At 57.4% G+C, this 20,308-nt stretch carries 18 protein-coding genes; 8 read left to right on the top strand and 10 right to left on the bottom strand.

All coding sequences use genetic code 11. The features are described 5' to 3' along the window. Nucleotides 1–84 precede the first annotated feature (84 nt). Together AC07P6_RS19410 and AC07P6_RS19405 are read left to right on the top strand one after the other, a co-directional pair. A complete protein-coding gene (locus AC07P6_RS19410; RefSeq protein WP_110277165.1) occupies nucleotides 85–258 on the top strand; it encodes a con-10 family general stress protein in 174 nt (57 codons plus the stop codon). Between the two features lie 160 nt (nucleotides 259–418). Further along, nucleotides 419–1,363: a DMT family transporter gene (locus tag AC07P6_RS19405; RefSeq protein ID WP_478314269.1), complete on the top strand. Its 945-nt coding sequence runs from the start codon at nucleotides 419–421 to the stop codon at nucleotides 1,361–1,363. 292 nt (nucleotides 1,364–1,655) lie between these two features. Here the strand turns inward: AC07P6_RS19405 and rutG are convergent, their stop codons facing one another. The 7 genes from rutG to rutA are packed head-to-tail and all read right to left on the bottom strand — an operon-like array spanning nucleotide 1,656 to nucleotide 7,077. Further along, nucleotides 1,656–2,978: a pyrimidine utilization transport protein G gene (gene rutG, locus AC07P6_RS19400; protein ID WP_182237787.1), complete on the bottom strand. Its 1,323-nt coding sequence runs from the start codon at nucleotides 2,976–2,978 to the stop codon at nucleotides 1,656–1,658. Between the two features lie 21 nt (nucleotides 2,979–2,999). Further along, a complete protein-coding gene (gene rutF, locus AC07P6_RS19395; RefSeq protein ID WP_478314267.1) occupies nucleotides 3,000–3,494 on the bottom strand; it encodes an NADH-dependent FMN reductase RutF in 495 nt (164 codons plus the stop codon). Nucleotides 3,495–3,503: 9 nt separating this feature from the next. Next, a complete protein-coding gene (locus AC07P6_RS19390) occupies nucleotides 3,504–4,094 on the bottom strand; it encodes a malonic semialdehyde reductase (RefSeq protein ID WP_478314265.1) in 591 nt (196 codons plus the stop codon). Next, entirely contained in the window at nucleotides 4,091–4,894 is an 804-nt protein-coding gene (rutD, locus tag AC07P6_RS19385) for a pyrimidine utilization protein D (RefSeq protein WP_478314263.1), read from the bottom strand. Before rutD ends, AC07P6_RS19390 begins: the two co-directional genes overlap by 4 nt. After that, on the bottom strand, nucleotides 4,891–5,283 hold the full coding sequence (gene rutC, locus AC07P6_RS19380) for a pyrimidine utilization protein C (RefSeq protein WP_478314261.1): 393 nt from the start codon (nucleotides 5,281–5,283) through the stop codon (nucleotides 4,891–4,893). Before rutC ends, rutD begins: the two co-directional genes overlap by 4 nt. Then, the gene (rutB, locus tag AC07P6_RS19375; protein WP_478314259.1) at nucleotides 5,276–5,986 is read right to left on the bottom strand and encodes a pyrimidine utilization protein B; all 711 of its coding nucleotides are present in this window, start codon (nucleotides 5,984–5,986) and stop codon (nucleotides 5,276–5,278) included. The genes rutC and rutB overlap by 8 nt, the downstream gene beginning before the upstream one ends. Continuing rightward, complete coding sequence (gene rutA / locus AC07P6_RS19370; RefSeq protein WP_478314257.1) at nucleotides 5,986–7,077, bottom strand: pyrimidine utilization protein A; 1,092 nt, start codon at nucleotides 7,075–7,077, stop codon at nucleotides 5,986–5,988. Before rutA ends, rutB begins: the two co-directional genes overlap by 1 nt. A gap of 283 nt (nucleotides 7,078–7,360) precedes the next feature. Here rutA and rutR point away from each other — a divergent pair, with 283 nt between their 5' ends. Then, the gene (gene rutR, locus AC07P6_RS19365) at nucleotides 7,361–7,999 is read left to right on the top strand and encodes an HTH-type transcriptional regulator RutR (protein ID WP_142512394.1); all 639 of its coding nucleotides are present in this window, start codon (nucleotides 7,361–7,363) and stop codon (nucleotides 7,997–7,999) included. On the opposite strand, the gene AC07P6_RS19360 is transcribed toward rutR, so the two are convergent. Next, nucleotides 7,996–8,391: a lysozyme inhibitor LprI family protein gene (locus AC07P6_RS19360; RefSeq protein WP_478314255.1), complete on the bottom strand. Its 396-nt coding sequence runs from the start codon at nucleotides 8,389–8,391 to the stop codon at nucleotides 7,996–7,998. The two genes, rutR and AC07P6_RS19360, sit on opposite strands and share 4 nt — an antisense overlap. Nucleotides 8,392–8,587: 196 nt before the next feature. Then, nucleotides 8,588–12,550 (bottom strand): trifunctional transcriptional regulator/proline dehydrogenase/L-glutamate gamma-semialdehyde dehydrogenase, encoded by a 3,963-nt coding sequence (putA, locus tag AC07P6_RS19355; protein ID WP_478314253.1) that lies wholly within the window; start codon nucleotides 12,548–12,550, stop codon nucleotides 8,588–8,590. 556 nt (nucleotides 12,551–13,106) lie between these two features. Between putA and putP the strand changes: the two genes are divergently transcribed. Then, nucleotides 13,107–14,615, top strand: a complete 1,509-nt coding sequence (gene putP, locus AC07P6_RS19350; protein WP_478314251.1) for a sodium/proline symporter PutP — start codon at nucleotides 13,107–13,109, stop codon at nucleotides 14,613–14,615. 112 nt (nucleotides 14,616–14,727) lie between these two features. After that, nucleotides 14,728–15,162, top strand: coding sequence for a DUF3574 domain-containing protein (locus tag AC07P6_RS19345; RefSeq protein ID WP_478314249.1), 435 nt, complete (start codon nucleotides 14,728–14,730; stop codon nucleotides 15,160–15,162). A 257-nt stretch (nucleotides 15,163–15,419) separates the two neighbouring features. On the opposite strand, the gene AC07P6_RS19340 is transcribed toward AC07P6_RS19345, so the two are convergent. Beyond that, nucleotides 15,420–16,604, bottom strand: a complete 1,185-nt coding sequence (locus AC07P6_RS19340) for a NupC/NupG family nucleoside CNT transporter (protein ID WP_478314247.1) — start codon at nucleotides 16,602–16,604, stop codon at nucleotides 15,420–15,422. 273 nt (nucleotides 16,605–16,877) lie between these two features. Between AC07P6_RS19340 and efeU the strand changes: the two genes are divergently transcribed. Genes efeU through efeB form a run of 3 tightly spaced genes read left to right on the top strand, consistent with a single transcriptional unit; the run spans nucleotide 16,878 to nucleotide 20,176 of the window. Next, nucleotides 16,878–17,708 (top strand): iron uptake transporter permease EfeU, encoded by an 831-nt coding sequence (efeU, locus tag AC07P6_RS19335; RefSeq protein ID WP_304258044.1) that lies wholly within the window; start codon nucleotides 16,878–16,880, stop codon nucleotides 17,706–17,708. Nucleotides 17,709–17,766: 58 nt separating this feature from the next. After that, on the top strand, nucleotides 17,767–18,891 hold the full coding sequence (gene efeO, locus AC07P6_RS19330) for an iron uptake system protein EfeO (protein ID WP_434659244.1): 1,125 nt from the start codon (nucleotides 17,767–17,769) through the stop codon (nucleotides 18,889–18,891). A 4-nt stretch (nucleotides 18,892–18,895) separates the two neighbouring features. Continuing rightward, nucleotides 18,896–20,176, top strand: coding sequence for an iron uptake transporter deferrochelatase/peroxidase subunit (gene efeB, locus AC07P6_RS19325; RefSeq protein ID WP_478314245.1), 1,281 nt, complete (start codon nucleotides 18,896–18,898; stop codon nucleotides 20,174–20,176). Nucleotides 20,177–20,308: the final 132 nt, after the last annotated feature.

The following is a 20,308-nucleotide window of genomic DNA, read 5'->3' as shown; positions in this document are numbered from 1 at the left end:
ACCTTAAAGGCACGCGATACGACACCTGTATCGTGGAGGCTACGGTCTTGTGATTCACTAATGCAGCATGTATGGAGGTCCATAATGGCAAACCATCGTGGCGGTGCCGGCAACTTTGCCGAAGACCGTGAAAGAGCATCAGAAGCCGGTCGTAAAGGTGGCCAGCATAGCGGGGGGAACTTTAAAAACGATCCCCAGCGCGCTTCCGAAGCTGGCAAGAAAGGAGGGAAAAACAGTCACGGCAACCGTGAGAGTTAGCGGTTAATCTGATTGTTTCCTGATGGGGGTTAATCTCCCGGGCCCGACCCCATCACCCTCGCCGCCGACATGTTGTCGGCGGTTTTTTTATGGGTGAATGGTTGCCTCTGCGGGGGGCAGACTGCACACTAGCGGGCTATTTATTATGATTGGCCGTGTGATGTCTTCGTTTAAATTCTCCCTTACCCGCCAGGAAGCCATCCTGCTTGTTATCACCATGTTCTGGGGTGGTACGTTTCTCGCCGTTCAGTATGCGGTGACGCTAAGCGGGCCGCTGTTCTTCGTCGGACTGCGTTTTGGTACCGCCGCGCTGGCGGTGGCTTTACTGTCGCTGCGTACATTACGCGGCCTGACATGGCTGGAGCTAAAAGCGGGCGTGGCGATAGGTATCTCGATTGCGCTGGGCTACGGCCTGCAAACCTGGGGGTTGCAGTCGATCTCCAGCAGTAAATCGGCGTTTATTACCGCCATGTACGTGCCGCTAGTGCCGCTATTGCAATGGCTGTTCCTCAGACGGATGCCGGGGATGATGTCCTGCGTCGGTATCGTGCTGGCGTTTATCGGTCTGATCCTGCTGGCCGGCCCGGAGAGTAACCTGCTGGCGCTGGGTGTCGGCGAGATGATCACTCTTGCCAGCGCGGTGGCGATTGCGGCAGAAATTATTCTGATCAGCGCCTTGGCGGGGAAGGTGGATATCCGCCGGGTGACGGTAGTTCAGCTGGCGACGGCGTCGCTGGTGGCGTTTGCCGGTATGGCCCCGGTTGGAGAAAGCATTCCGCCGATGACGTCGGGGCTGATTGGCGTTGCGCTGGGATTAGGCATCTTCAGCGCCATTATTCAGGTGACCATGAACTGGGCACAGCGCAGCGTGTCGCCGACGCGGGCAACGCTGATTTACACCGGAGAACCGGTGTGGGCGGGGTTGTTTGGCCGTATTGCCGGAGAGCGTTTGCCGCTGCTGGCGCTGGTGGGCTGCGTGTTTATTCTGGCGGGCGTGCTGGTTAGCGAGCTGAAGTGGAAGCGGAAAAAGATCCTGCCGCCAGAGAAGCTCCCGGATGGCGGCGTGAACGCCTTATCCGGGATTAGGGATCGTACCGAGCCTTAAGTATTCCCGGAGGCGGTGCTGCGCACCTGTCCGGGCTACCAGATCGCAGACGGCGATGGACCTGTAGCCCGGGCAAGGCGCCCTGCGCCGTCCCCGGGAGCACAGCGCAGGATGGTATAATTTCCCGGAGGCGGTGCTGCGCACCTGTCCGGGCTACCAGATCGCAGACGGCGGTGGACCTGTACCCCGGTCAAGGCGCCCTGCGTCGCCCCCGGGAGCACAGCGCAGGATGGCATAATTTCCCGGAAGCGATGCTGCGCATCTGTCCGGGCTACAGGTACGTGCCAACGGGTTAAACAGGGGTGACGTCAGGTTGTTTGACTTCATGCTGACGGCGGTTAAGCAGGGCGTGGAGCAGAATCGCGCCGAATGTCGCCGTACCAATCCCGCCGAGGGTAAAGCCGCCCAGCGATAGCGCAAAATCACCCGCGCCCAGTACCAGCGTCACCGCGACCATAATCAGATTACCGTTCTGGCTCAAATCCACCCGGTTTTGTACCCAAATCCGCGCGCCCGCGACGGCAATCAAACCAAACACCACAATGGATGCGCCGCCGATAACCGGCCCGGGAATGGTGTGGATCAGCGCACCGAATTTCGGCGAAAATCCGAGCAGCATCGCAATCACTGCCGCCGCGACGAACACCAGCGTGGAGTACACTTTGGTTACCGCCATCACGCCGATATTCTCTGCGTAGGTCGTGACGCCGCTGCCGCCAACCGAGCCTGAAAGCATGGTTGCCAGCCCGTCGCCGACGAACGCGCGCCCCATATACGGGTCCATATTGCGCCCGGTCATTCCGGCAACCGCCTTCAGGTGGCCGAGATTTTCCGCTACCAGAATCACTGCGACCGGTGCGATCAGCATCATCGCCTGGCTGTTAAACGTCGGGGTGGTAACCTGCGGCATGCCAAACCACGCCGCCTGCTCAAGCAGGCCAAAATCGAGCGGCTTGCCCAGCCCAAGCACGTTCGCCAGCAGCGCGTAGAGCGCGCAGGCGACAATCAGCCCAACGAGGATCAGCAGCCGCTGCAGCATCCCGCGGGTAAACACCGCTACCAGGCCGATGCACAGAACGGTCAGCACCGCCATCCAGCCGTCGAACGGCGTTGCCGACACGCTGCGCACCGCGATGGGCGCGAGGTTCAGGCCAATCGCCATCACCACCGCGCCGGTAACGACCGGCGGCATCATCCGCTCAATCCAGCGGGTGCCGATCTTCATCACTACCAGGCCAATCAGGGTATAAACCAGACCGCAGATAATAATGCCGCCCAGCGCGACGCTTAGGTGCGGGTTCAGCCCCTGGCCGTTGAAACCGGTGACGGCGATGACCACGCCGACGAAGGCGGCACTGGAGCCGAGATAGCTCGGCACGCGCCCGCCGGTAACCAAAAAGAACAGCAACGTACCAACGCCTGACATCAGGATCGACAGATTGGGATCCAGTCCCATCAGGATTGGCATCAGCACGGTTGCGCCAAACATCGCCACCGCGTGCTGAACGCCCATCACCACGGTTTGCCCGGCAGACAGCCGTTCATCGGGAGCGACGACGCCGGACGCGGCGGAGGGGGAGGTTAACTGCCAGCGAGGAAAATCGAAGAGAGCCATGATGAGATCCTGGGTTTAAGGTTAACAGGCCGGGCGCATTAGCGTGTGGTAGCCGCGATCGAACCACATCAGTCCGCGCGGTTGCGGATGGCGAACAATCGCCGCCACTTCGCAAAACAGAATGTCGTGAGTCCCGACGCTAACAATCTGGCTGATGCGGCAGTCAAAGCTCGCCAGCGCCTGTTCCAGACGCGGGCAGCCGGTCGCTCCGGTTTGCCAGTCGGCGGCGGCGAAGCGCTCCGCCATCGGCGTTTTGCCGCCAAACATGTTCGATAATCCCTCCTGACCGGCCGCCAGCGTGTTGACGCACAGCGCCTGGTGCTGGCTGAATATCGGCCAGACCGAGGCTGAGCGATTCAGACACACCAGCAGCGTGGGCGGCGCGTCGGTCACGCTGCAGACGGCGCTGGCGGTAAACCCCGCGCGGCCTGCCGGGCCATCGGTGGTAATAATGTTAACCGCCGCACCGACGTGGGCCATGGCGTCGCGAAAGCTTTGTTTATCGGTAATAGACATGCGGGCTCCTTATGCCAGCTGACAGGCATCATCAAAGGGCAGACGCGGCAGGCGAGCGTACAGTTTGCTGGTATCGCCGTAGCCGATATTAATCAGCAGGTTGCTTTTCCAGCCGCCGTCGGCAAAAAACGCCGCATCGACCTTTTCGCGATCGAAACCCGACATTGGACCGGTATCCAGGCCCAGCGCCCGGCAGGCCAAAATCAGGTATGCCGCCTGTAATGAGCTGTTGCGAAAGGCCGTCTCTTCCGCCAGCTGTGGGCTGGAGGTGAACCAGCTACGGGCGTCACCGTGGGGAAACAGCTCCGGCAGGCGGTCATAGAAAGCGCTGTCCCAGGCCACAATCGCGGTGACCGGGGCCTGCATGGTCTTCTCCAGATTGCCGCTGGACAGGGTCGGGCGCAGCGTCTCTTTGCCCTCCGGGGTGCGGATAAAAACGATACGCGCCGGTGAGCAGTTGGCGGAGGTGGGCCCCATTTTCATCAAGGCGTAGATTTCACGCAGCTGGTCGCCGGTGACCGGTTTGTCCAGCCAGCCGTTGTGGGTTCGGGCATCGGTAAACAGCGTGGCGCAGGCGGCCGGGCTAATGGCTTCGCTCATGGATTCTCCTTGGTAACGGGCAGCAGGCTGGCCAGTCCGTCGCATAAAATAGAGTTAAAGGTGGCGGTATCGGTCACGTTACAAGCGTGGCCGCCCCAGGCCATTTCCACCCGTTGGCTGGCGGGGATTGCCGCTTGCAGCACGCGGGAGCAGGAGGCCGGAACCAGCAGATCGTCAGCCGCGTTGATGATAAGCGTCGGGCAGGTTATTGCCGCCGCCCGCCGTGAAAAGTCGGCCTGTTTGAGGGCATTAAGCCGTTTGAGCAGATTATCTTTGCCCTGAAAATGGCTGATGGCGAGCGCGTCTTCGGCCTCGAGGCGCGGCAGGCGCGCGGCCATCCACTCCGCCGGATAGAGAAACAGCGGCTGCGCTTCGACCCATGCCTGAGCGCCGCCCGCGTGCAGCAGGCGCTCGCGCACCAGAAAGCAGCGACGGGTATGCGGGGAGAGCGTCAGCCAGCCGTTAATCAGCACGAGGGCGCTGACCGCCTCGGGAAAATCCAGCGCCAACTGCAGGCCAATCAGCGCGCCCAGCGCGTGACCGACCAGGGCAAAATGCGAAACTCCCGCCTCTTGCAGCGCCGCGTACAGCTCCTGCGCCATGGTCGCCATGCTGTAGCCTGCGGGCAGCGGGCCGCCGTTTTCACCGGTGCCGTTATGGTCATAGTTCACCAGTTGATACCGTGTTTCCAGCACCGCCCGCTGCGCCAGCCAGTAGCCGCCCGCGCCGCCGAGCCCGGCGCTCAGCACCACCACCGGCGCGCCCGGATAAGGCGCCGGGGAGATATTGAGCTTAATCATGCCGGTTTCCCGATATGCGCGACGGTCGCTATCTCTACCAGCGCTTCAGGCTTCACCAGCCCGCACTGAATGCAGAAACGCGCCGGTTTATCGCCGGGGAAGAATTCAGCGTAGACCTCGTTAATCGCGGCGTAGTTTTTCCAGTCGGTGATAAAGATGCTGTTGAAGGTCACATCCTCCATACTGCCCCCCGCCGTCTCGATAACGCTCTTGATGGTGTCGAGCACGTGACGGGTTTGCGCCTTTGGGTCGCCGATATAAACCACATTGTTTTGCTTATCAAACGGCAGCGTGCCGGAGACGTAAACCACGCCGTCGGCCAGCGTGCCGGGGACAAAAGGCGCGATAGGCGTGGTGGTGCCTGGCGGACTAATCACCTGTTTAGGCATAACGTTTCTCCTCCGGGAATGAGAGCGGTGCTGCGGGCTCAAGGGCCGCGCAGAAGCTGGTGACGTCGCTGACCCAGCCAAAAAAGGTTTCAATATTGAACAGCGCCGCCTGCTGGGCGAACGACGGCCCGGCCTGGTGGGTGGCATCTTCAAGCACGATGCCGAAATATTCGAGGAAGAAGCCATCGCGCAGGGTCGACTCCACGCAAACGTTGGTGGCGATCCCGGTAAAGACCAGGTGGCGAATGCCGCGGCTGCGCAGGATGCTGTCGAGCGCGGTGTTGAAGAAACCGCTGTAGCGCGGTTTTGGCAGCACGATATCGCCCGGCAGCGGTTTGAGCTGATCGACCAGCTGATAGTCCCAGCCACCTTTTGCCAGCAGTTTGCCCTGCAGCTCAGGGTTTTTACGCATGGTTTTCAGCGCGTTGGATTTATGAAAATTCGGTGAGCCGGGGCCTCCGGCTTCCACGTACTGGTCGTCCCAGCCGTTCTGGAACCAGATAATCAGCATTCCGGCGGCGCGCGCGGCGGCAACGGCGGTGTTGATATTGTCGATTACCGGTCGGGTGGCGGAAACGTCAAACCCGGCGAGGTCAAGATAACCCCCAACGCTGGCGTAGGCGTTTTGCATATCCACCACGATCAGCGCGCTCTGCTGCGGCGCAAAGGTCAGGGATTCCGGGCGAGAGGGAAGGGTAATCATCAGGCAACCTCTTGAGTGAGTGTGGCGATATGGTCGCGGCAGCGCATCAGCGGCTGAATGCGCTGACCAAAGGCTTCGATGCCGATAAGGAAATCATCAAACGTCAGCAGCACGCCGTCGGTGCCGGGGACAGCCGCCACTTCGTCGAGCATGCGGGCGACGTTGGCGTAAGAGCCGACGAGAGTACCCATATTGATGTTGACCGCCGAGGTGGGGTCAGCCATCTGGCGGACGTTAGTGTCGCTGCCGGAGCGGGTATCTTTCTGGCTCTGTTCGGTCAGCCATGCCAGCGCTTCTTCATCTGCGCCATCTTTGTAGTACTCCCATTTGGCGCGGGCCGCCTCATCGGTTTCATCGGCAATCACCATAAACAGCACGTAGGAGCCGACATCGCGGCCGGTTTTTTCCGCTGCCTGCATCATCCGCGCTGCGGTGGGTGCGAAGGCGGCGGGGGTGTTAACCCCTTTCCCGAAGCAGAAGTTGTAGTCGGCGTGCTGGGCGGAGAACGCCATTCCGGCATCGCTCTGCCCGGCGCAGATCACTTTCATCGGCTGCGACGGCTGCGGGCTAACGCGACAATCGTTCATGGTGAAGTAGTCGCCTTTAAAGTCGCTGCGCCCGGTGCCCCACAGGTCGCGCAGAACCTGGACATATTCAGTGAGATAGTCGTAGCGGCTGGCGAAGTAATCATCCCCCGGCCACATGCCCATCTGCTCATATTCCGGTTTTTGCCAACCGGTCACCAGATTGACGCCGAAGCGACCGCCGGAGATAGAGTCGATAGTCGAGGCCATACGGGCGACGATTGCCGGGGGCAGCGTCAGCGTGGCGGCGGTGGCGTAGATCTGAATGCGCGAGGTGACTGCCGCCAGCCCGGCCATCAAGGTGAAGGATTCAAGGTTGTGATCCCAAAATTCGGTTTTGCCGCCGAAACCGCGCAGTTTGATCATCGAAAGGGCGAAATCGAAATTATAGTGCTCGGCTTTCTGCACGATAGCCTTATTCAGCTCGAACGTCGGCATGTACTGGGGAGCATGGGTGGAAATCAGCCAGCCGTTATTACCAATCGGAACGAAGACACCAATTTTCATACCTACCTCTGCATGTCGTTGAACAAGAAGTCGCGCGGCGCTGCATCCTGCATCTCCTTTGGTCGCCCCGTGTCAAAGGTAAAGCAAAGGCGATGCCAGTTTTGCAAAGGCTAATGTTATTAATGTGTTGCTGAGTGGTTGCTGAAAATAACAGCGAAAAAGTAGACTAAATGGTCAAAATCAGTGCACGAAAAAACCGCAGTCATGCGCAATCGAGGTGCAGAGAGTCGTGTCGGCGGTAGGCTTTTGCTATGCTGATGGCGTAAAAAGAAGGAGATAATCAATGGCACAGGGCGCCGTGAAAAAGACCGGAAAACGTTCACTGGCGGTGAGCGCGAAAAAAGAGGCTATTCTGGCCGCTGCGCTGGACGCGTTCTCGCAGTTTGGTATCCACGGTACGCGCCTTGAGCAGGTCGCCGAGCTGGCCGGGGTGTCAAAAACCAATTTGCTCTATTACTACCCGTCGAAAGAGGCGCTGTATATTGCTGTGCTGCAGCAGATTCTGGCTATCTGGCTGGCGCCGCTGAAGGCCTTTCGTGAAGATATCAGCCCGCTGGTGGCGATTGGTGAATATATTCGCCTGAAGCTGGAGGTGTCGCGCGATCACCCGCAGGCGTCGAAGCTGTTTTGTCTGGAGATGCTTCAGGGCGCACCGTTGCTGATGGGCGAGCTGACCGGTGATTTAAAAGCGCTGGTGGATGAGAAATCGGCGATTGTTTCCGGCTGGGTCGAGAGCGGCAAGCTGGCGCCGGTCGACCCGCAGCATCTGATTTTTATGATTTGGGCGACCACCCAGCATTACGCCGATTTCGCTACTCAGGTTGAGGCGGTGACCGGCGCAACGCTGCGCGATGAGGCATTCTTTCAGCAAACCGTCGATAACGTGCAGCGGATGATTATCGAAGGCATTCGTCTGCGTTAATCAGCAGGCGGCAGAGGGCAGCTTTGATCGCCATCTTCGCACTGTAGCAGCGAGGCAAGGAACGACTCGCGCTCAACGGTTTTATCGGACATGCACTGGTTGATCAGCATCGGCTGTACGCTGCCGCCGTCTGCGCCGGAGGCGAGGAATTTGCAGTCGTCATCGCGCAGGGTAATCCACGCCAGCTGCGCTTTTTTGAGTAATTCCTGCTGCTTGCCGGAGGCGCGCTTCAGTGCTTCCTGATAGGTTTCATTCAGTTTTTTATCCGCCGCCTGGTATTGGGCGGCGGTGCACTGATTCATCTCCGTTTGATTGCTGGCGTTATTGCATTCGTCCGCCAGCGCATGAGTGCTTGCCAGCAGCGCGGCAAGAGCGAGTAAAGTGCGTTTCATTGTTCAACTCCCATAAAAAAAGCTCCCGTCCGGGAGCCTTAATTAACCACAGCCTGCGCCTGGTGTCATTAGCTGACGTTGATGCCGGTCTGTTTTCCCGGGGGCGGCGCAGAGCGCCTGACCCGGGCTACGTGCCTACAGTCGTCTGCGATCCGGTAGCCCGGACAGGTGCGCAGCACCGCCTCCGGGAAATTACCTAACCAATCGTCATCAGGCTGGCGTTACCGCCTGCCGCGGCGGTATTGACGCTGAGCGAACGTTCAATATAGAGGCGTTCCAGCAACAGATTGTTCTCGCCGCGGGCGAAGCCCTGCACCGAAACAATCGCGCCATCGCGTGCCGCTACCTGTTCGCACAGTTCCCGCAGCTGATCGGAGTCGCCGTGATAGATAACCGCATCGAAAGGTTCGGTCATCAGGGTTTCCGTTTTGGCAAAGTGGATGCGTTCGCTGACTTCGCGCGGCAGCTTTTTCGCCAGTTCGCGCTGGAGAGGCGCATCTGGCCACAGCACTTCACAACCGACGGCGGTAACGCCCGCCAACTGGGTCAGCGCATCCTGCTCGTTATCGGCCACGCACAGCACCCGGTCGCGCGGCATAAAGGTCAGGGTGTTGCGCTCGCCGGTTGGCCCCGGCAGCAGACGCTGTGTTCCGGCCTGTGCCTGTTCGCTGAACGCCTGGCACAGGGCCTTCAGCTCCGGTCGATCTGCCGCCCACTGCTGTAGCGCAACCAGCGGTTTTTCCAGCAGCGTTTTCAACTGCGCATCCAGCGGGCGCTCGGCGTCCTGGCGGGCGAGGGTGATCCCGACGGCGTTTTGCGGACGGCTGGAGAGCAGGCGGTACAGGTACAGCGGGCCGCCTGCTTTCGGACCGGTACCCGACAGCCCTTCGCCGCCGAACGGCTGCACGCCGACTACCGCGCCGACCATATTGCGGTTGACGTACAGGTTGCCGACGTTAGCGCTGCCGGTTACCTGAGCGATCGTCTCGTCGATACGGGTATGCACGCCGAGGGTCAGGCCGTAGCCGGAAGCGTTAATCTGCTCGACCAGTTGATCCAGTTCGTTGCGGTTATAGCGCACCACATGCAGCACCGGGCCGAAGACCTCTTTTTTCAGCTCGTCAAAGCTGTCGAGTTCGATAAGCGTTGGCGGAACAAAGGTACCGCTGGTCCATTCGCGGGAATCTTCTCCATTTTCGCGCACCGCCTGGAAGACTTTGCGCCCTTTGGTCCGCAGCGTCTGGATATGGCGCTCGATGTTCTCTTTGGCTTCGACATCGATCACCGGCCCGATATCGGTAGTCAGACGGCCCGGATTGCCCATCCGGCATTCGGCCATCGCGCCGCGCAGCATGGTCAGCGTATGCTCGGCGATGTCGTCCTGCAGGCACAGCACGCGCAGGGCGGAGCAGCGTTGACCTGCGCTGTCGAACGCCGAGGCGAGTACGTCGATCACTACCTGCTCAGTCAGGGCAGAGGAGTCGACGATCATCGCGTTCATGCCGCCGGTTTCGGCGATAAGCGGCGTCGGGCGACCCTGCGCGTCAAGACGGCTAGCGATATTGCGTTGTAATAAGGTGGCGACTTCGGTCGAGCCGGTAAACATCACGCCGCGCACGCGCTCATCAGAAGTTAATGCAGCGCCGACGGTTTCCCCACGCCCCGGCAGCAGTTGAATAACGCCCGGCGGCACGCCTGCTTCCAGCAGGATCGCCACGCCCTGAGCGGCGATAAGCGGCGTCTGCTCGGCGGGTTTCGCCAGAACGGTGTTGCCCGCCGCCAGCGCGGCGGCTATCTGGCCGGTAAAGATCGCCAGCGGGAAGTTCCACGGGCTGATACACACCACCGGGCCCAACGGGCGATGGGTTTCGTTATCAAAATCGTCGCGCACCTGTCCCGCGTAATAGTGCAGGAAATCCACCGCTTCGCGCACTTCGGCGATGGCGTTGCTGAAGGTTTTACCCGCTTCGCGCACCAGGATGCCCATCAGAGTCGGCATCTGGCTTTCCATCAGTATGGCGGCGCGTTCAAGGATTGCCGCGCGCTCCTGCGGAGGGGTGGCGAACCAGATTGGCGCATTGTTGACCGCGTTGCTCAGCGCCTGCTGAACTTCAGCCTCGCTGGCTTCACGCACGTGACCGACAATATCTTTTGGCTCCGCCGGGTTAATCACCGCCTGCGTTTCGCCTTCGGCAACCGGTTGTTCCAGCATCGGCAGCGCCTGCCATTTATGCAGGGCGCTATTTAATAAAGAAGAGGAGAGGGAGGCAAGGCGATGTTCGTTGGCCAGATCCAGACCGGCGGAGTTGCTGCGGCCTTTGCCGTACAGATCGCGCGGTAGCGGAATTTTCGGATGCGGCAGGCCGGTCTGACCTTCCTGCTGTGCCAGTTTTTCCACGGCGGTTACCGGGTCGGCAACCAGTTCATCCAGCGGCAGGGTATTATCGGCAATACGGTTAACGAATGAGGTGTTAGCGCCGTTTTCCAGCAGACGACGCACCAGATACGCCAGCAGCGTTTCGTGGGTGCCGACCGGGGCATAAATACGGCACGGACGGTTGAGCTTGCCGTCGGCGACGGGGCCTGTGACCTGCTCATACAGCGGCTCACCCATGCCGTGCAGGCACTGGAATTCGTACTGTCCCGGATAGTAGTTCTGCCCGGCGAGTTGATAAATCGCTGCCAGTGTATGGGCGTTGTGGGTTGCGAACTGCGGATAAATCAGGTTCGGTACTGCCAGCAGTTTCTTCGCGCAGGCCAGATAAGACACGTCGGTGTAGACCTTGCGGGTATAGACCGGATAGCCTTCGAGGCCATCCATCTGCGCGCGTTTGATCTCGCTGTCCCAGTAAGCGCCTTTCACCAGGCGGATCATCAGACGACGGCGGCTTCGCGTGGCGAGGTCGATCAGGTAGTCAATGACAAACGGGCAGCGTTTCTGGTAGGCCTGGATAACAAAGCCAATGCCGTTCCAGCCCGCCAGTTCCGGCTCAAAACAGAGTTTTTCCAGCAGATCGAGAGAGATCTCCAGACGGTCTGCCTCTTCGGCGTCGATGTTGATGCCAATATCGTACTGGCGCGCCAGCAGGGTCAGGGACTTCAGGCGCGGGTAAAGCTCTTCCATCGCGCGATCGTACTGAGCGCGGCTGTAGCGCGGGTGCAGCGCGGAGAGTTTAATAGAGATCCCCGGACCTTCATAAATTCCGCGCCCGTTCGAGGCTTTGCCGATGGCGTGAATCGCCTGCTGATAGGAGACCATATAGGCCTGAGCATCGTCGGCGGTTAACGCCGCCTCGCCGAGCATATCGTAGGAGTAGCGGAAACCTTTATCTTCCAGCTTGCGGGCGTTAGCCAGCGCCTCAGCAATGGTTTCGCCGGTAACAAACTGCTCACCCATCAGACGCATCGCCATATCGACGCCTTTGCGGATCAGCGGTTCGCCGCTCTTACCGATAATGCGGTTCAGCGAGCGCGACAGGCTGGTTTCGTTATGCGTAGAGACCAGTTTGCCGGTAAACAGCAGCCCCCAGGTGGCGGCGTTGACGAACAGCGACGGGCTGCGGCCGATATGCGACTGCCAGTTGCCGTTGCTGATTTTGTCGCGAATTAGCGCATCACGGGTGGCTTTGTCGGGGATGCGCAGCAGCGCTTCCGCAAGGCACATCAGCGCCACGCCTTCCTGTGAGGAGAGCGAGAATTCCTGTAACAGGCTTTGCACCATGCCGGCGCGACCGCTGGCGGTTTTCTGATTACGCAGCTTTTCTGCCAGTTGATAAGCCAGCTTGTGCGCCTGTTCGCCCAGGTTTTGCGGCAGACGGGCCTGCTCCAGCAGCATCGGCACGGCATCGGTTTCGGCCCAGCGCCAGGCGGCGGTAATGGAGGCGCGGGAGACGGACTGCGGCAGGATCTGCTCGGCGAATTCAAGGAACGGCTGATAAGGCTCGTCGCCCGGAGTGCCTGTCTCATCGCTTTCGTTAGCCGCGCCAGCGAGCAGCGCTGGCAGTTCCGGAAGCGTCTCGTCGTTTTCCAGCTTTTCCAGATAGTTGAAGATGGCCTGTTTAATCAGCCAGTGCGGCGTGCGGTCAATACGGCTCGCCGCGGATTTAATGCGTTCGCGCGTCGCGTCGTCAAGTTTTACACCCATGGTGGTGGTGCCCATGTCAGGAACTCCTGTTATTGGTCATTCGCTTCATCCTTCAACCTGCCTCTTTGTTGGCTGCATTTGCGCGCCCTGGTCACATAGTTATCTATGCTCCCAGAGACTTACAAATTTGCCGCCTCGACGCAGATTGAATGATTTTGCGAACTTCGCTTCTGTGCAGTTATGCGGTTGCGTAGAAATATCCATCATGTTGCAACTTTGTGCAACCTTGTTAATTGAGAATTGTGTGGCAGGCTGAAAATTGCTTTGATTGTTAAATTTTATGGTGAAAGTGGTAGGTATTTATTCCCTGTATATGAGGGGCGTTGTATGCGTGAGTTAACACTTTTGCGTGGTGCAACCGCTAAAAACGTGAGAGAGTGCAACCTATAACAAAATGAAGTTTGGTCCCGGAAGTATTTCGTGTAAATGCTGTGTTAAATCGTTTGTGAAAAAACAAAGCTTCCGTCAGGATACGGTCGCCCAATACAACCAATATGCCATTACCCCGTTCCGGTAGTGGAAAAAACGACAAAGTTGGACGCTGTCGACAAAAAATTCTGGAGATTTTTGCATGGCTATTAGCACACCCATGTTGGTGACTTTTACTGTTTATATTTTTGGCATGGTACTCATTGGTTTTATTGCCTGGCGATCGACCAAGAACTTTGATGATTATATCCTTGGCGGCCGTAGTCTTGGCCCATTTGTTACGGCGCTCTCCGCCGGGGCCTCGGATATGAGCGGCTGGCTGTTAATGGGATTGCCGGGGGCGATATTTATTTCCGGTATTTCCGAAAGCTGGATTGCCATTGGCCTGACGCTGGGCGCATGGGTTAACTGGAAGCTGGTGGCGGGGCGCTTACGTGTTCACACCGAGGTCAATAATAACGCGCTGACGCTGCCGGATTATTTTACCGGCCGTTTTGAGGACACCAGCCGGGTGCTGAGGATTATTTCAGCGCTGGTTATTCTGCTGTTCTTCACGATTTATTGCGCATCCGGCATTGTCGCTGGCGCTCGTCTATTTGAAAGCACCTTCGGGATGAGCTACGAAACCGCACTGTGGGCCGGTGCGGCGGCAACCATTATTTATACCTTCGTTGGTGGTTTCCTCGCGGTGAGCTGGACCGATACCGTTCAGGCCAGCCTGATGATATTTGCCCTGATTCTGACTCCGGTCATGGTGATTATTTCCGTCGGTGGTTTTGGCGATTCCCTGGAAGTCATTAAACAAAAGAGCATTGAGAACGTCGATATGCTCAAAGGGTTGAACTTTGTGGCGATTATTTCGCTGATGGGCTGGGGTCTGGGCTATTTCGGTCAGCCGCATATTCTGGCGCGCTTTATGGCGGCGGATTCGCACCACAGCATCGTTCATGCCCGTCGCATCAGCATGACCTGGATGATCCTCTGCCTGGCGGGCGCGGTTGCCGTTGGTTTCTTCGGTATCGCTTACTTTAATAACAATCCGGGCGCTGCGGGCGCGGTGAATCAAAACGCCGAGCGGGTGTTTATCGAACTGGCGCAGATTCTGTTTAACCCGTGGATTGCCGGGATCCTGCTGTCGGCGATTCTGGCGGCGGTGATGTCGACCCTGAGCTGCCAGCTGCTGGTGTGCTCCAGCGCGATTACCGAAGATCTGTATAAAGCGTTCCTGCGCAAAAATGCCGGTCAAAAAGAGCTGGTGTGGGTAGGGCGTTTTATGGTGCTGGTGGTGGCATTGGTGTCCATCGCCCTGGCGGCAAACCCGGAGAACCGCGTGCTGGGTCTGGTGAGCTATGCCTGGGCAGGCTTCGGTGCGGCGTTTGGCCCGGTGGTGCTGTTCTCGGTGATGTGGTCGCGAATGACGCGTAACGGCGCGCTGGCCGGGATGATCATCGGCGCAGTGACGGTGATTGTCTGGAAGCAGTTTGGTTGGCTGGGCCTGTATGAAATCATTCCTGGTTTTATCTTCGGTAGCCTGGGGATTGTGGTATTCAGCCTGCTGGGGAAAGCGCCGTCGGCAGAAATGCAAAGACGCTTTGCCGAAGCGGACGCGCATTATCATACTGCGCCGCCGGTACGTGCTACTGCGGAGTAATCCTCTGAATTGACCTTAAGCCCGCGTTCTGCGGGCTTTGTTATTTGTGCCTCTTGCTAATTGCTTGAAAATACGCTGATATCTCAGCACAAATAACAATGAGGATAGCAAAATGAATTTCAGACAGGGTGCGCTGGCGCTGGTACTGGCAGGGATATTAAGCGGCTGCGTGGCGCCTGCCGCGAAGACGGCCCCGGCGGCAGACGCTAACGCCTGCCCGGCGGATAACGCCATGGTGCAGACGACGCTTTATTTCGGCTTAAGCCGTCCTGCGGGGAAAGATATTACCGCTCAGGAGTGGCAGCAGTTCGTGGACCGCGACGTGACGCCGCGCTTTCGCGATGGCCTGACGGTATTTGATGCGCGCGGTCAGTGGTTGGGCAATGACGGCACCGTCGCGCGCGAGCAGAGCAAGGCGCTGATGCTGATCCATGGCAAAGAGGCGAAGAGCGAAGAGGGGATTGAGGCGCTGCGCAATACTTACAAATCACGTTTTGCGCAGGAGTCGGTGATGCGCGTTGACCAGCTGGTCTGCGTACATTTTTAAACGGTGCCCTGGTAAAATGGCCCGGTTGCGGCTAACGTCTTACCCGGGCCAATGAGATCTACGTTGCGCGCTGTTTCCCGGAGGCGATGCTGCGCATCTGTCCGGGCTACAACCCCATAAATCTTACAAATCCCGGGTCGCGGCTGACGCTTTACCCGGGCTACCGGCCTGCAAACGGCTGTGAACCTGTAGCCCGGGTAAGGCGCTTTGCGCCGCCCCCGGGAAAACAGGCCAGCATTGAAGCCAACATTCAACGATTATAGTACCAGCCCCGCGAAGCTGGCAGAGAGCAAACTCACCAGCGTTGCGCCATACACCAGGCGCAGGCCGAAGCGGGAAACAATATTTCCCTGCTGCTCATTCAGCCCTTTAATCGCCCCGGCAATAATGCCGATAGAGGCGAAGTTGGCGAAAGAGACCAGGAAGACCGACAAAATGCCCAGGCCGCGCGGCGTCATGCTGGCGGCAATTTTTTGCAGCTCAATCATGGCGACGAATTCATTCGCCACCAGCTTGGTCGCCATTATGCTGCCCGCATTAAGTGCATCGCTTAGCGGGATACCAATCAGCCACGCCAGCGGATAAAAAACGTAACCAAGGATCTGCTGGAAGCTCAGGCCAAATATCATGGCGAACAGCGCATTAATCGCGCTAATTAAGGCTATAAAACCAATCAGCATAGCCAAAATAATCATCGCGACTTTGAAACCGGCAAGAATATATTCCCCGAGCATTTCAAAGAAGCTCTGAGATTCGTGCATTTTTTCGAGCTTAATTTCCTCCTCGCTGCCGGGACGCGTTGGGGTAATTATCGACAGCACGATAAAGGTGCTGAACATATTCAGAATCAGCGCCGCCACAACATATTTCGCATCGAGCATACTCATGTAAGCGCCGACGATCGACAACGAAACCGTCGACATAGCGGTGGCTGACATAGTGAACAGACGGCGAGAGGAGAGGTCGCCGAGCACGCCTTTATAGGCAATAAAGTTTTCCGATTGCCCGAGGATCAGCGAGCTGACCGCGTTAAAGGATTCCAGCTTGCCCATACCGTTAATCTTTGACAGCAGGGTACCAATCAAGCGAATGAAAATGGGGAGAATACGCCAGTGCTGAAGAATACCGATCAGCGCTGAGATAAAGATAATGGGGCAAAGTACGCCGAGGAAAATAAACGCCAGGCCTTTTTCGCCCATGCCGCCAAATACAAAATTGGTCCCTTCGGCGGCGAAACCGAGCAGTGATTCAAAGAAGCCAGCAATATTTTTAACCAACCACAGGCCGCTTTCGGCGTGGAGAAAAAAGAAAGCCAAGGCAATTTCAATAATAATTAACTGGATAATATAGCGGATGCGGATTTTTTGTCGGTCATAGCTGGCGAGCCAGGCGAGGCCCAGAATAACCACCAGCGCCAGCAGGAAGTGCAAAAATTGAGTCATGTTGTTCATTTCGCAGGTCAATTAGGCCGCCATTTAGCCACAGCCGTCGGACCGGGTAAATATCCGCCGTGAAAAATTCTCTTATCCTGTGGTTTTTCAGGATGCCTGGCAGATAATCCCGCAAGTCATTATTTGTTAGCGATTAATTTACAACTCGTCATCATTCTCTACACATTTCACTTGTGTTTCTGATTATTGTAATGATAATCACTATCAGAAATATTTACCTATCTTTGCATCAATTGACTGCGGTTCACATTTAAGGGTGTCGGCATGTTTGTCCCATTTCTCATCATGTTACGTGAAGGCCTGGAAGCAGCGCTGATTGTCAGCCTGATCGCCAGCTATCTGAAACGCACTCAGCGCGGCAACTGGATAGGCGTAATGTGGATTGGCGTGTTCCTCGCGGCGGCGCTTTGCCTTGGTCTGGGGATTTTCATCAACGAAACAACCGGTGAGTTTCCGCAGCGCGAACAGGAGCTATTCGAAGGCATTGTGGCGGTGATCGCGGTGTGCATTCTGACCTGGATGGTGTTCTGGATGCGTAAAGTGTCGCGCAACGTGAAGCAGCAGCTTGAGCAGGCGGTCGACAATGCCCTTCAGCGCGGGAACAACCACGGCTGGGCGCTGGTGATGATGGTCTTTTTCGCCGTGGCTCGTGAAGGTCTGGAATCGGTGTTCTTCCTGCTGGCCGCTTTCCAGCAGGATGTGGGAATCTGGCCGCCGATCGGCGCTATGTTGGGTCTGGCAACCGCCATCGTTTTAGGGTTCCTGATCTACTGGGGCGGTATTCGCATGAATCTCGGCGTGTTTTTCAAATGGACCAGCTTGTTTATTCTGCTGGTGGCCGCGGGACTGGCGGCAGGGGCTATCCGCGCTTTCCATGAGGCCGGTTTGTGGAATCACTTCCAGGATGTCGCCTTCGATCTGAGCAACGTTCTTTCTACGCATACGCTATTTGGCACGCTGCTGGAGGGGATTTTTGGCTATCAGGAAACGCCGACCATCAGTGAAGTGGCGGTCTACTTTATCTATTTGATCCCGGCGCTGGTGCTGTTCATTCTGCCGCCGAGCAATAAAACCACTGCATCCCGAGCTGCTTAGTTGGGCATCGCGGATTGAAATAGTTACAACATACTTATCGAAAGGGATGGTCATCACCATGAATCAATTTCGCCGTAATGCGTTGCAGCTCGCCTTCGCTGCGCTGTTCAGCTCTGCCTTTTATGCCCAGGCTGCCGATATCCCGCAGGTCAAAGTGACCGTCACCGACAAACAGTGTGAGCCGATGAACGTCACCGTGAAAGCGGGCAAAACCCAGTTCATCATTCAGAACCACAGCCAGAAAGCGCTGGAGTGGGAGATTCTGAAAGGCGTGATGGTGGTGGAAGAGCGCGAGAATATCGCTCCTGGTTTTACGCAAAAGCTGACGGCGAACCTGCAGCCTGGCGAATATGACATGACCTGCGGCCTGTTGACTAACCCGAAAGGTAAGCTGACGGTGACCGGTGAAGCCACCAAAGACGCTGCCAAAGCTGATGCGCTGCTCAGCCTGGGTGAAGCTATTACCGCCTATAAAGCCTACGTTACCGCTGAGACCGCTGAACTGGTTAGCGGCACCAAAGCCTTTACCGATGCGGTGAAAGCGGGGGATATCGAGAAGGCAAAAGCCCTCTACGCACCGACGCGTCAGCACTATGAGCGCATTGAACCCATTGCCGAGCTGTTCTCTGACCTCGACGGCAGTATTGATGCCCGTGAAGATGACTACGAGAAAAAAGCAGAAGATCCGAAGTTCACCGGCTTCCACCGTCTGGAAAAAGCGCTGTTTGGCGATAACAGCGTCAAAGGAATGGATAAATATGCCGATCAGCTGAACACCGATGTTCTCGACCTGCAAAAACGCATCAGCGAACTGGCTTTCCCTCCATCAAAAGTGGTCGGCGGCGCAGCTGGTTTGATTGAAGAAGTGGCGGCCAGCAAAATCAGCGGTGAAGAAGATCGCTACAGCCATACCGACCTGTGGGATTTCCAGGCCAACATTGACGGCGCGCAGAAAATTGTCGACCTGCTGCGTCCGCAACTGCAAAAAGAGAACAGTACGCTGCTGGCGAAAGTAGATGCCAACTTCAAGAAAGTGGATAGCATCCTGAGCAAATACCGCACTAAAGACGGCTTTGAGACCTACGACAAGCTGACGGATGCGGATCGCAATGCGCTGAAAGGCCCGATCACCACTCTGGCGGAAGATCTGGCACAACTGCGCGGGATCCTCGGTCTGGACTAAGTCGATGGCAGAGCAAAAGTATGATGTCAGTGAACCGTCGCGTCGGCGGTTATTAAAAGGGATCGGTGCGCTTGGCGGCGCGCTGGCGATTACCGGTGGCTGCCCGGTGGCACATGCGGCAAAAGACAACAGCTCTCCGGGGACGTTGTCGCCAAATGCGCGCATGGAAGCGCAGCCGTTTTATGGCCCGCATCAGGCGGGTGTGCTGACGCCACAGCAGACGTCGATGATGGTTGTCGCTTTCGACGTGTTGGCTAGCGATAAAGCAGACCTTGAACGTCTGTTTCGCCTGCTGACTCAGCGTATTGCCTTTTTGACCAAAGGTGGGCCAGCGCCGGAGACGCCAAACCCGCGTTTGCCACCGATGGATTCAGGGATTCTGGGGCCGTGGATCGCCCCGGATAACCTGACGGTGACCGTGTCGGTTGGTCATTCGCTGTTTGACGAGCGTTTTGGCCTGGCCAACCGCGCGCCGAAAAAGCTGCAAAAGATGACGCGTTTTCCGAATGACTCTCTGGATGCTGCACTTTGCCACGGCGACCTGCTGCTGCAAATTTGCGCGAATACTCAGGATACGGTGATACATGCTTTGCGGGATGTGATTAAGCACACCCCGGACCTGCTCAGCGTACGCTGGAAGCGGGAAGGCTTCATTTCCGATAGCGCCGCGCGCAGTAAAGGTAAAGAGACGCCGGTTAATCTGCTGGGCTTTAAAGACGGTACCGCTAATCCTGTCAGTACCGATAACGCGCTGATGGATAAAGTGGTGTGGGTTACTGCCGACCAGGAAGAGCCTGTGTGGGCAACGGGCGGCAGTTATCAGGCAGCGCGTATTATTCAGTTTCATGTCGAGTTCTGGGATCGCACGCCGCTTAAAGAGCAGCAGACGATTTTTGGTCGCGATAAGCACAGCGGGGCACCGTTGGGTATGCAGCATGAGCACGATGTGCCGGATTACAGCAAGGACCCGGACGGTGACACCATTGCGCTCGATAGTCATATTCGTCTGGCCAATCCGCGCACTCTGGAGACCGAGTCCAGCCTGATGATGCGCCGGGGCTACAGCTATTCGCTGGGGGTGACTAACTCAGGCCAGCTGGATATGGGGCTGCTGTTTGTCTGCTATCAGCACGATCTGGAAAAAGGCTTTCTGACGGTGCAAAAGCGCCTGAACGGAGAAGCGCTGGAAGAGTACGTTAAGCCGATCGGCGGGGGCTATTTCTTTGTTCTGCCGGGAGTTATCGACAGTCAGCACTATCTTGGGCAATCGCTGCTTGAAGCCTGACGCTCCTGCCCGTAAGGGCAGGGCGTTTTCTGCTGTTTTTCCATTCTTTTTTTGTATTTCCTGCCTTGTTTAATTTTTCTGTAATCTTAATGTCGGAAACTCCAAACAGCTGCAGTGAGAATTATTTGTTGT

Source organism: Klebsiella sp. GFKo11, assembly GCF_056490265.1.
Note: the sequence above shows the minus strand (reverse complement) of the source record. Positions and strands in the feature narration are given on the sequence as shown.

Coding starts and splice junctions, on each gene's coding strand:
- AC07P6_RS19345 (WP_478314249.1), top strand. CDS start 14,728: ATGAATTTCAGACAGGGTGCGCTGGCGCTGGTACTGGCAGGGATATTA.
- AC07P6_RS19340 (WP_478314247.1), bottom strand. CDS start 16,604: ATGACTCAATTTTTGCACTTCCTGCTGGCGCTGGTGGTTATTCTGGGC.
- putA (WP_478314253.1), bottom strand. CDS start 12,550: ATGGGCACCACCACCATGGGTGTAAAACTTGACGACGCGACGCGCGAA.
- rutD (WP_478314263.1), bottom strand. CDS start 4,894: ATGATTAAGCTCAATATCTCCCCGGCGCCTTATCCGGGCGCGCCGGTG.
- rutR (WP_142512394.1), top strand. CDS start 7,361: ATGGCACAGGGCGCCGTGAAAAAGACCGGAAAACGTTCACTGGCGGTG.
- rutA (WP_478314257.1), bottom strand. CDS start 7,077: ATGAAAATTGGTGTCTTCGTTCCGATTGGTAATAACGGCTGGCTGATT.
- efeB (WP_478314245.1), top strand. CDS start 18,896: ATGGCAGAGCAAAAGTATGATGTCAGTGAACCGTCGCGTCGGCGGTTA.
- putP (WP_478314251.1), top strand. CDS start 13,107: ATGGCTATTAGCACACCCATGTTGGTGACTTTTACTGTTTATATTTTT.
- efeO (WP_434659244.1), top strand. CDS start 17,767: ATGAATCAATTTCGCCGTAATGCGTTGCAGCTCGCCTTCGCTGCGCTG.
- rutB (WP_478314259.1), bottom strand. CDS start 5,986: ATGATTACCCTTCCCTCTCGCCCGGAATCCCTGACCTTTGCGCCGCAG.
- AC07P6_RS19410 (WP_110277165.1), top strand. CDS start 85: ATGGCAAACCATCGTGGCGGTGCCGGCAACTTTGCCGAAGACCGTGAA.
- AC07P6_RS19360 (WP_478314255.1), bottom strand. CDS start 8,391: ATGAAACGCACTTTACTCGCTCTTGCCGCGCTGCTGGCAAGCACTCAT.
- efeU (WP_304258044.1), top strand. CDS start 16,878: ATGTTTGTCCCATTTCTCATCATGTTACGTGAAGGCCTGGAAGCAGCG.
- AC07P6_RS19405 (WP_478314269.1), top strand. CDS start 419: ATGTCTTCGTTTAAATTCTCCCTTACCCGCCAGGAAGCCATCCTGCTT.
- rutG (WP_182237787.1), bottom strand. CDS start 2,978: ATGGCTCTCTTCGATTTTCCTCGCTGGCAGTTAACCTCCCCCTCCGCC.
- AC07P6_RS19390 (WP_478314265.1), bottom strand. CDS start 4,094: ATGAGCGAAGCCATTAGCCCGGCCGCCTGCGCCACGCTGTTTACCGAT.
- rutC (WP_478314261.1), bottom strand. CDS start 5,283: ATGCCTAAACAGGTGATTAGTCCGCCAGGCACCACCACGCCTATCGCG.
- rutF (WP_478314267.1), bottom strand. CDS start 3,494: ATGTCTATTACCGATAAACAAAGCTTTCGCGACGCCATGGCCCACGTC.